Origin of the sequence: Sphingomonas sp., assembly GCF_025362505.1 — a bacterium.
Lineage (GTDB): Bacteria > Pseudomonadota > Alphaproteobacteria > Sphingomonadales > Sphingomonadaceae > Sphingomicrobium.
The window spans coordinates 1-10,195 of the sequence record NZ_JANYGG010000087.1 but is presented as its reverse complement, the minus strand read 5'-3'; the positions used below and the strand labels follow the sequence as shown (position 1 = coordinate 10,195).

The 10,195-nt window shown below is 67.2% G+C and carries 9 protein-coding genes; 2 read left to right on the top strand and 7 right to left on the bottom strand.

Translation table 11 applies throughout. The features are described from left to right. Nucleotides 1-44: 44 nt before the first annotated feature. Entirely contained in the window at nt 45-467 is a 423-nt protein-coding gene (locus Q0R27_RS08925) for a metallopeptidase family protein (protein WP_293943483.1), read from the bottom strand. Between the two features lie 261 nt (nt 468-728). Here Q0R27_RS08925 and Q0R27_RS08920 point away from each other — a divergent pair, with 261 nt between their 5' ends. Then, nucleotides 729-1,439, top strand: a complete 711-nt coding sequence (locus Q0R27_RS08920) for a GNAT family N-acyltransferase (protein ID WP_293943480.1) — start codon at nt 729-731, stop codon at nt 1,437-1,439. A 193-nt stretch (nt 1,440-1,632) separates the two neighbouring features. Here Q0R27_RS08920 and leuC read toward each other — a convergent pair whose 3' ends face one another. Genes leuC through ilvC form a run of 6 tightly spaced genes read right to left on the bottom strand, consistent with a single transcriptional unit; the run spans nt 1,633 to nt 8,767 of the window. After that, nucleotides 1,633-3,063, bottom strand: a complete 1,431-nt coding sequence (leuC, locus tag Q0R27_RS08915; protein ID WP_293943477.1) for a 3-isopropylmalate dehydratase large subunit — start codon at nt 3,061-3,063, stop codon at nt 1,633-1,635. Next, nucleotides 3,060-4,127: a 3-isopropylmalate dehydrogenase gene (leuB, locus tag Q0R27_RS08910; RefSeq protein WP_293943474.1), complete on the bottom strand. Its 1,068-nt coding sequence runs from the start codon at nt 4,125-4,127 to the stop codon at nt 3,060-3,062. Before leuB ends, leuC begins: the two co-directional genes overlap by 4 nt. Nucleotides 4,128-4,131: 4 nt before the next feature. Then, complete coding sequence (locus Q0R27_RS08905; protein ID WP_293943471.1) at nt 4,132-5,751, bottom strand: 2-isopropylmalate synthase; 1,620 nt, start codon at nt 5,749-5,751, stop codon at nt 4,132-4,134. Then, nucleotides 5,748-6,005, bottom strand: coding sequence for an ACT domain-containing protein (locus Q0R27_RS08900; protein ID WP_293943469.1), 258 nt, complete (start codon nt 6,003-6,005; stop codon nt 5,748-5,750). Before Q0R27_RS08900 ends, Q0R27_RS08905 begins: the two co-directional genes overlap by 4 nt. Then, nucleotides 6,002-7,699, bottom strand: a complete 1,698-nt coding sequence (ilvG, locus tag Q0R27_RS08895; RefSeq protein ID WP_293943466.1) for an acetolactate synthase 2 catalytic subunit — start codon at nt 7,697-7,699, stop codon at nt 6,002-6,004. Before ilvG ends, Q0R27_RS08900 begins: the two co-directional genes overlap by 4 nt. A 3-nt stretch (nt 7,700-7,702) precedes the next feature. Next, on the bottom strand, nt 7,703-8,767 hold the full coding sequence (gene ilvC / locus Q0R27_RS08890; protein ID WP_293943464.1) for a ketol-acid reductoisomerase: 1,065 nt from the start codon (nt 8,765-8,767) through the stop codon (nt 7,703-7,705). 400 nt (nt 8,768-9,167) lie between these two features. On the opposite strand from ilvC, the gene Q0R27_RS08885 reads away from it, so the two are divergent. Continuing rightward, on the top strand, nt 9,168-10,195 hold a 1,028-nt coding region (locus tag Q0R27_RS08885; RefSeq protein WP_293943462.1), incomplete at its 3' end, for a dihydroxy-acid dehydratase.

The window sequence follows — 10,195 nt, the reverse complement described above, 5'->3', positions numbered from 1 at the left end:
GAAGAGCGCGTGCGCGAAGATCTGAGAGCGCGGCAGCGCTTGCGTCAGGCGACGTTGAGGACTTGGTCTTCGATGGCTTCCATGTCGCTGTCGGAGAAGCCGAAGTGGTGGCCGATCTCGTGAATCAGAACGTGGGTGATGATCTCGCCCAGGCTGTCCTCGCCGTTGGTCCATTCGTCCAGGATCGCGCGACGGTAGAGGAACACCATGTCGGGTTCGCGCGGAGGATCGAGAGCGCTTTTATTGTTGAGGCTGACACCCTGGTAAAGGCCGAGGAGCTCGAACGGGCTGTCGATCTCGAGTTCGTCGAGCACGTCGTCTTCGGCGAAATCGACCACGCGAATGACGAGGTCGCCGCACATCTGGCGGAACTGTCCGGGCAAACGCTCCCAGGCCGCGTGCGCCAGCGCCTGGAACACCGCGAGGTCGGGGGCCATCGTGTCGCGCCATTCTGTCGTCGACGTCATGGGGGCCTCCTGGCGGGTGATTTGCTCGAAAGAAGGACAATTAAGCATTCCGCGCGGGTTTGGCCAGAGCTTGCTCGCAGTGCGTGCACCCAATGGCGGCAGCCCGCGCCAGGCTTTGAGGGCAGGGCTGCCGGGCTTGCTGGCTGGCTGAACTATTAACCACGCCCGACAGAGTTCTTGCCGGCAGCCGATGATGGCGTATCCTGCAGTGCAGCAAAGCCTGTCATAGCAGTGCGTTGGGATGATCACATGATTTCACACTTGAGCTTCAAGCCGCCTCTTGTTCTGCAACACCAAGGACAGAAATCGAAGTTTCCGCTTGATCTCAAGGTGTTTGCGCCCGGAACGGACAAGACCGATATCTACCGGCTGCGTTACCGGGCCTTCCGCGAGGCCCAGCTGATCTTGCCACGCGAGGACGGGCTGTTTTTCGACGACTACGACGAGTTGGAGACGACGTGCACGCTGGCGGCGTTCAACGGGGACGCGTGCGTGGGGTCGTTCCGGCTGACGTTCGGCGAGGGACGTCCAGGAGCGGCGAGCATGCCGTGCCAGTCGATCTTTCCGGCGATCGGGGCGCTGGAGGAGCAGGGGTACCGGCGGCTGGTGGAGTTCACGCGGATGGCGGTGGCGCCGGAGATTACCAACACGAGTTTTCGCACGACGCTTTATGCGAGTCTCGTGCGGGCGGGGCTGATCATCGCGCACGCAGGGGAGGCCGATTACGGGCTGATCTCGGTCAATCCGAGCCAGGTGCGGTTTTACGAGATGATGTGCGGGTTTAAGGCCTTGGCGAGGGCTGACGCTTATCCCGGCATCAATGCCCCGGCGGTGCTGATGGGGCGCAACTTCCGGGCGCTGAATGCACGGCGCGTTGCGCAGAACCCGTTCTTCCGGTTCTCGGCGCTGGAAGTGAGCGACGCGCGGACGCTGGTGTTTGCCACTGCGATGGGCGAAGCGGCGACGGCGTGAATGGGGTGAGTGGCCCGTTGCGGAGGACTGTCGAGAGCTTCACCGCTCTTCTACACTTCTACCCCCACCGCTCTACTACCCCCACCCCTAACCCCGTCCGCGCGGACGCGGCGGGGCCGCGCTCCGCGCGGACGGGGAGGGGAACTAAGGGGACGATGCCACTGCGCGCAAGGGGACAGGGCGAGGGTATTTTTTACCCCCAGGTGCGGATGTCGACGAAGCGGCCTTCGATGGCGGCCGCGGCGGCCATGACGGGCGAGAGCAGGTGCGTGCGGCCGAGGCGGCCCTGGCGGCCTTCGAAGTTGCGGTTCGAGGTGGACGCGCAGCGCTGGCCCGGCTTCAGCTGGTCGGGATTCATGCCAAGGCACATCGAACAGCCAGGTTCGCGCCACTCGAAGCCGGCGGCCTTGAAAATGGCGTCGAGCCCTTCGGCTTCGGCCTGGGCTTTGACGAGGCCGGAGCCCGGCACGATCATGGCGTAGGCCAAGTTGCCTGCGACCTTGCGGCCTTCGACCGTCTTGGCGACGGCGCGCAGGTCTTCGATGCGGCCGTTGGTGCAGGACCCGATCCAGACCACGTCGAGGGGAATGTCGGTGATCTTGGTGCCGGGCTTCAAGCCCATGTAGTCGAGCGCGCGCACCATCGAGGCGCGCTTGTTTTCGTCTGCGACGTTGGCTGGATCGGGGATCGCGCCTGCGATCGAGACGACGTCCTCGGGGCTCGTGCCCCAGGTGATGACGGGGGGCAAGGCTGCTGCATCCAAGCGGACTTCGCGGTCGAAGTGCGCGCCGTCATCGGTGTGGAGCGTTTGCCAATAGGCCATGGCGGCGTCCCACGCTTTGCCCTTGGGCGCCTTCGGGCGACCCATCAAGTAGGCATAGGTTTTCTCGTCAGGCGCGATCATGCCGGCGCGAGCGCCGCCCTCGATCGACATGTTGCAGACCGTCATGCGGCCTTCCATGCTGAGCGCGCGGATGGCTTCCCCCGCATATTCGATGACGCTGCCGGTGCCGCCGGCGGTGCCGATTTCGCCAATGATGGCGAGCGTGATGTCCTTGGCGGTGACGTGGGGCGGCAGCACGCCGTCCACGGTGACGCGCATGTTCTTGGCCTTGGACTGGATCAGCGTCTGCGTTGCGAGAACGTGCTCGACTTCGCTGGTGCCGATGCCGTGGGCGAGCGCGCCGAACGCGCCGTGCGTCGAGGTGTGGCTGTCGCCGCAGACAATGGTCGTGCCGGGCAGGGTGAAGCCCTGCTCGGGGCCGACGACGTGGACGATGCCCTGCGCGGCGTCGGTATCGGCGATGTAGGGGACGCCGAATTCGGCGACGTTGGCGATCAGCGCGCTGAGCTGCTCGGCGCTGGCCGGGTCGGCGATCGGGATGCGCCGGCCGGCGGCGTCGAGCCGCGGGGTGGTGGGCAGGTTATGGTCGGGGACCGCCAGCGTGAGGTCGGGGCGGCGGACCCTGCGGCCCTCGCGGCGGAGGCCTTCGAAGGCTTGGGGGCTGGTCACTTCGTGGACGAGGTGACGGTCGATGTAGATCAGGCAGGTGCCGTCATCGCGACGCTCGACGACGTGCGCGTCCCAGATTTTTTCGTAAAGCGTGCGCGGACGAGCGGTCATGCGACGGCCTTGGCGAGCGGTTCGACGGTGGCAGACAGATGGTCGCGGACGCGGGCGCCGAACGCCTTGCAGCCGGCGCTACCGCCGAGATCGCGGGTGCGCACGCCTTCGAGCAGGGTGCGGTCGAGCGCGGCGGTGAGCTCGGCGGCGGCGTCGGCATGGCCGAGCGCATCGAGCATCATCGCCGCGCTGGCGATCATCCCGCCGGGGTTGGCGATGTCCTGGCCGGCAATGTCGGGGGCAGAACCGTGAATCGGTTCGAACAGCGCGGGACCCGATGCGCCGGCGCTCGACGAGCCGAGCAGGCCGATCGAGCCGCCGATGACCGACAGCTCGTCGGACAGGATGTCGCCGAACAGATTCTCGGTGAGGATCACGTCGAACCGGGTCGGGTGGGTGACGATCGCCATCGCCGCGGCGTCGACATAGAGATGGTCGAGGGCGACGTCGGGGTATGAGGTCGCGACCTCCTCGACGACCCGGCGCCACAGTTTCGAGGTGGCGAGGACATTGGCCTTGTCGACCGAGGTCAGCTTGCCGCGGCGGGCGCGCGCGGCGCGGAAGGCGACGTGGGCGATGCGCTCGATCTCTGGGCGGGTGTAGCTGCACAGGTCGGTGGCGCGGTCGGCTTCGAGGGTCTTTTCGCCGAAGTAGAGCCCGCCGATCAGCTCGCGCACGACCAGCACGTCGGCGCCGGTGGCGATCTCGGGTTTGAGCGGGGAGAGATGCTCGAGCCCGGCGATGACGCGCGCCGGGCGAAGGTTGGCGAACAGGCCAAGCGCCGAGCGCAGGCCGAGCAGGCCCTGCTCGGGGCGGACCTTGGCACCGTCCCACCGGGGTCCGCCGACCGCGCCCAACAGGATCGCGTCGGCGGCGCGGGCTGCGGTGAGCGTCGCGGGCGGCAGCGGCTCGCCGTGACGGTCGATCGCGATGCCGCCGAAGTCGTGCGTCTCGAACGCCAGCCCGAGTCCCCGCGCCTCGGACAGGAGGGCGAGGCAGGTTACGGCTTCGTCCGCGACTTCGGGTCCGATGCCGTCACCGGGCAGGACAATCACGCGGGTCATCGCGTCACGCGGCCCGCGGCGTGGCGTGCTGCGCGCTGTTCGTCGTCTCGCGCTGCAAGGCGCGGACGTTGCGCACCGCTTCGGCGTTGCTCGCCGCGTCGATGTAGGCCGAGACGAAGCACGGCAGGATATCGCGACCTCGCGCCCGCCCGGCATAAAGCTCGCCGTCGACCTCGAGCGTGATCTCGGTGAGGACGTTGGCGCCCTGCCCGTCGGGGGCGGGCTCGCCGGCATCGACCGCGATATATTGCATCTCGAGCTGATCGACCCGCGCGGGCAGGTTCATCATCTGGCTGACCGCGAGGAAGGCGGCGTCGAGCGCGCCGGGGGCCGAGGCGATGTCAGTCACCCGGCCACGCTCGCCATGTTCGAGCTCGATCCGCGCGACCGGCCAGGCGTTGGCCGAGACGGGCGAGCGGATGTCGACCTTGTTCAACTTCCACAGCCGCTCGGGCGCGCCGGTGTCGATGCCGCTGAGCAGCGACAGGAGGCGCGCCGAGTCGACGATGCCGATCTCGTCGGCGATCGTCTTGAAGGCGACAAAGGCGCGGTCCAATCGATCGCCTTCGAGGATGAAGCCAAGTGATTTGGCGCGGGCGGCGAGCGCGTGGCGCCCGCTGTGCTTGCCGAGAATGATGCCCTCGACGGCAAGTCCGATATCTTCCGGTTTCATGATTTCGTAGGTCTCCGGGTTCTGTAACACACCGTGCTGGTGAATGCCGGCTTCGTGCGCGAACGCATTGGCGCCGACGATCGACTTGTTGCGCGGGGGTGGAGAGTTGGTGACCTGAGCCAGTGTGTGACTGGCGGCCATGATCCGCTTCGTGTCCACCCCGGTGGTTACTCGGAAGGCATCGGCGCGGGTTTTCAGCGCCATGACGACATCCTCGAGCGCGCAATTGCCGGCGCGTTCGCCAATGCCGTTGACGGCGCACTCGATCTGGCGCGCGCCACCACGCACGGCGGCAAGCGAATTGGCGACCGCCATGCCGAGATCGTCGTGGCAATGGGTCGAGAAGATCGTGCCCTCGGGGCGGTCGACGTGCTGACCGAGGAACCGGAACAGCTCATAAATTTCGTCGGGGGTGGTGTAGCCGACGGTGTCGGGGACGTTGAGCGTCGTCGCGCCGGCGGCGGCGGCGGCGGACAGGCACTCGACGAGGAAGTCGCGCTCGGTGCGGATCGCGTCCTCGGCGGAGAATTCGACGTCGTCGACGAGGCTGCGGGCGTGCGCGACCGAGGTGCGGATGTTTTCCAGCACGGTCTCGCGGCTCATGTGGAGCTTGCTGTCGCGGTGGATCGGGCTGGTGCCGAGAAAGACGTGAATGCGCTTGCGGCTGGCGGGTGCGAGCGCCTTGGCCGAGGCCTCGACGTCGCCGCGGGTAGTGCGCGACAGCGAACAGATGATCGGGCCGTCGATCTCGCGCGCGATTGCCTCGATCGAGCGGAAGTCGCCGGGCGAGGCGGCGGCAAAACCGGCTTCGATGACGTCGACCTTCAGCGCGGCGAGCGCGCGCGCCATGCGCAGCTTCGCAGTCTCGGTCATCGAGAAGCCGGGGGCCTGCTCGCCGTCGCGCAGCGTGGTGTCGAAGATGCGGACGCGATCAATCTGGGGGTCGGTCATTGCGCTATATCCGTGGCCGGAGAGGTGGAAACGTGATGGACGCCGATGAGCCGGCGAAGCTGGAGGTCGAGGACGTCGAGCCGGCGGCCGGCGTCACGCGCAATCAGGTCGAGGGTCATCGAGGCGCGGCCGTCGCGGTCGTGCATTGCAAGGCCGCGCAATTCAAAGCCGCGCCGCTCGACGAGCCCGACGATGCGCCCGACAGCACCTTCGCCCGGGGTGAAGTCGACGGTGATTTGCTGCGGGTCGGTCACCAGCGGGTCTCCAGCATTTCGACGTTGGACGAATTGGGCGGGACCAGCGGCCAGACATTGGCGCGCGGATCGATGCGGACGTGGCACAGCACCGGGCCGCTCGTCGCGAGCAGCCGGTCGATCGCGCCCGACACTTCGGAGCGGTGGTCGACGGTGAACGCCTCGATCCCGAACGAGCGCGCGACTTCGGCGAAATCGGGGTTGTCGGACAGGTCGATCTCGGAGAAATTCTCGTCGAAGAACAGCTCCTGCCACTGGCGGACCATCCCCAGCTGGCTGTTGTCGAGCAGCACGATCTTGAGCGGCAGGCGGTAGCGCCGCAGCGTGGCCAGCTCGTGGATGTTCATCATGATCGAACCGTCGCCCGAGACGGTGATGACGGTCGCGTCGGGCTCGGCGAGCAGCGCGCCGATGCCGGCGGGAATGCCGTAACCCATCGTGCCCAGACCGGCGCTGGTGAGGTGCGCCTGGGGGCGGACGAAGCGGCAATGCTGCGCGACCCACATCTGGTGCTGGCCGACGTCGCAGGTGAAGATTGCCTTGTCGCCGGCGCGCTCCGACAGCGTCTTGAGCATGGCCGGCGCGTAAACTCCGTTGCCCGGCGCGTCATATTCGAGCGCCCACAGTTTCTTCTGCGCGGCGCACTGGTCGCGCCATTCCTGCGCGTGGGGGGTGGTGGCGGTCAGCCGGTCGAGGATCGCGGTGAGGTCGCCGGCGAGGCCGACTTCGGGCCGGCGCAGCTTGCCGATTTCGGCCGGGTCGCCGTCGATGTGGATGACCTTGGCGCGCGGCGCGAACGTGTCGAGCTTGCCCGTCGCGCGGTCGTCGAAGCGCGCGCCGACGCACATCAGCAGGTCGCAATTGTCGATCGCGACGTTGGCGCCGCGCATCCCGTGCATGCCGAGCATGCCGAGGTAATTCTGCGTGTCGGTGGGGATCGCGCCGAGGCCTTTGAGGGTCGCGACCGCAGGGATGCCGCTGCGCAGCGCGAACTCGCGCAGCGCGCGTTCGCCGCGCGCGATGCCGACGCCGCCGCCGAAATAGAGGATCGGCGCGCGGGCTTCGGCGATGAGCGCGTTGGCGGCGGCGATGGCGGCCTCGTCGATCGGTTCCGCGACGCGTGCCGGCAGCGTCCACGGCTCGGGCGCGGCGGTCTTTATCGTGATGTCCTTGGGCAGGTCGATCAGCACCGGGCCGGGGCGACCCGAGCGCGCGATCTCGAATGCCTCGGCGAAGATGCGCGGAATGTCGGCGGTGTCGCGGATGACATAGCTGTGCTTCACGATCGGCAGGGTGATCGCGAAGATGTCGACTTCCTGGAACGCGTCGGTGCCCATCAGGTGGGTCGCGACCTGGCCGGTGATGGCGACCATCGGCACGCTGTCCATGAACGCGTTGGCGATGCCGGTGACGAGGTTGGTCGCGCCTGGCCCCGAGGTTGCGAGGCACACCCCGGGCTTGCCGGTGACACGGCCATAGGCGTCGGCGGCGAGCGCGGCGGCCTGTTCGTGGCGGACGAGGATATGCGTGAGCTTCGAACCCGGCAATGCGTCGTAGACGGGCATGATCGCCCCGCCGGGATAGCCGAAGATATATTCGACACCCTCGCGCTCGAGCGCCTCGACCACCAGCCGCGCGCCCGAGACCGGCGCGGGCGCCGGCGAGGTTTCAGTGTGGGCGGCGGCTGGGGTCATGGTTCAGGCGGCCTCTGCTTCGGTTTTTTGGGTTTCGGTTTTTTGGGTTTCGATCGGAACTGCTTCGGTCTTGGGCCCGGTGCTCAGCCACGCCATGTGGCTGCGCAATTCGGAGCCGATCTTCTCGAGCGGTAGGTCGAGGTCGGCCTGCATCATCGCGTCGTAATTCTTCTTGCCGGCCTCGTTCTCGGCGATCCAGTCGCGCGCGAACTGGCCCGACTGGATGTCGGTCAGGACTTCCTTCATGCGCGCCCTGGTTTCGGCGTTGATGACCCGCGGACCCGAGACGAGATCGCCATATTTGGCGGTCTCGGAGATGAAGCTGTGCATCTTGGCGAGCCCGCCCTCGTAGAGCAGGTCGACGATCAGTTTCAGCTCATGGAGGCATTCGAAATAGGCGACTTCGGGCTTGTAGCCGGCCTCGACCAGCGTCTCGAACCCGGCGTTGATGAGCTCGCTCGCGCCGCCGCACAGGACGGCTTGCTCGCCGAACAGGTCGGTCTCGGTCTCTTCCTTGAAGGTCGTTTCGATCGCTCCGGCAGTGGTGCCGCCGATCCCGGACGCATAGGCCATCGCCTTGTCGCGCGCGCCGCCGGTCGCATCCTGGTGGACGGCGAACAGCGCGGGGACGCCGCGGCCGATCTCATATTCGCGGCGGACGAGGTCGCCCGGACCCTTGGGCGCGACGAGGATGACGTCGATGTCCTCGCGCGGGGCGATCTGGCCATAGAGCACCGAGAAGCCGTGCGCGACGAGCAGCGCGGCGCCCGCGGCAATGTTGGGGGCGATGTCGTCAGCATAGACCGAACGATGCGCCATGTCGGGGGTGAGCAGCGCGACGAGCCCGGCTTCCTTCGCCGCGTCGGCGGGGGTTACGGTGCGGAAGCCGTCGGCGCGCGCGGTGCGGTCGGCCTTGCCGCCGGGACGCGCGCCGACGATCACCTCATGGCCGCTATCGCGCAGGTTGCGCGCATGGGCGCGGCCCTGGCTGCCGTAGCCGATGATCGCGATCGTCTGGCCGGTGAGGCTCTCACGATTGACGTCGGCTTCCGTGTAAATCCGTTCCACTCTTAATCTCCCTAATCAGTCATTCGCTGGTCAAAATAAAACCCCCGCTCCGGGGGGAGCGGGGGTCGGTCTGTTTCCGGTTCCTGCCTGAACCGATCAGCCGATCGCCGCCCCATCGTGCATGGGAATAAGTACGAGCGTAAGAAGGAGGGCGCGCGGAAGCACGAACGCGGGCAGAGCCCCCGTCGTCGATTCCTTGCTCTGCGCCTCGGTCGTCATTGCCCGCGAATCTCTCTGCTTGAAAACCCGGTTTGGGATCCCATTGCGCTGCTACTTAGTCATGGCGGGGTTAACGAAGCAAGTAGATAGTGGCTTGTGGGCGCAATTTTCGCGACTATGGAATGGCCGCAACGGTCTGGCCGGGGGTGGACCGTCGGTATCCCAAGCGCAGGAATTTGTCATGGTTTCCGATAATTGGCCGTCGCGTGAAATGGTCGAGGGGCCGGCGCGGGCTCCAGCGCGGGCGATGCTTCATGCGGCGGGCTATGACGCCGAAGCGCTGGCCAGGCCGATGATCGCGATCGTCAACAGCTGGTCGACGGTGACCCCGTGCAACATGCATTTGCGGGGCCTTGCCGAGCATGTCCGGCGCGGGATCCTTGAGGCGGGCGGGACCCCGGTCGACTTCAACACGATCGTGGTGACCGACGGGATCGCGATGGGCACTAAGGGGATGAAGGCCTCGCTGATCAGCCGCGAGGTGATCGCCGATTCGGCCGAGCTCGCGGTGCGCGGGCATTCGCTCGACGGGGTGGTGTTCCTGGTCGGGTGCGACAAGACCATCCCGGCGGCGGCGATGGCGGCGGCGAGGATGGATCTGCCGGCGGTAATTTTTTACGGCGGATCGATCATGCCGGGGCGGCTCGGCGATCGGAAACTGACGATCCAGGACGTGTTCGAGGCGGTTGGGGCGCATAGCTCGGGCACGATCGACGACGCCGAGCTGAAGGCGGTCGAGCAGGCGGCGTGTCCCGGCGCCGGGGCGTGCGGCGGGCAGTTCACGGCGAACACGCTGGCGCTGGCGATGACCTTCCTCGGGCTGTCGCCGATGGGGCTGAACGATGTGCCGGCGGTGCATCCCGACAAGCCCGAAGCCGCCGCCCAGGCGGGACGGATCGTGGTCGCGGCGGTCAAGGCTGGGCGCAATGCGCGTGCGATGATCACGCCCGAAGGATTGCGCAATGCGGCGGTGGCGGGATCGGCGACGGCGGGGTCGACCAACCTCGTGCTCCACCTGCTGGCGATCGCGCGCGAGGCGGGGCTGGGCGAGGACCAGTTCGCGCTGCAGATCTTCGACGAAGTGTCGCGGCGGACGCCGGTGATCGCCGACTTGAAGCCCGGCGGGCGGTTCATGGCGCCCGACATGAGCGCGGCGGGCGGATCGGCGCTGCTCGGCCAGCGGCTGCAGGAAGCGGGGCTGCTGACCGA

What these genes read in the sequence shown, in the direction of transcription:
- leuC (WP_293943477.1), bottom strand. Translation starts at nt 3,063, where the DNA reads ATGACCGCTCGTCCGCGCACGCTTTACGAAAAAATCTGGGACGCGCAC.
- leuB (WP_293943474.1), bottom strand. Translation starts at nt 4,127, where the DNA reads ATGACCCGCGTGATTGTCCTGCCCGGTGACGGCATCGGACCCGAAGTC.
- Q0R27_RS08925 (WP_293943483.1), bottom strand. Translation starts at nt 467, where the DNA reads ATGACGTCGACGACAGAATGGCGCGACACGATGGCCCCCGACCTCGCG.
- ilvG (WP_293943466.1), bottom strand. Translation starts at nt 7,699, where the DNA reads ATGACCCCAGCCGCCGCCCACACTGAAACCTCGCCGGCGCCCGCGCCG.
- Q0R27_RS08905 (WP_293943471.1), bottom strand. Translation starts at nt 5,751, where the DNA reads ATGACCGACCCCCAGATTGATCGCGTCCGCATCTTCGACACCACGCTG.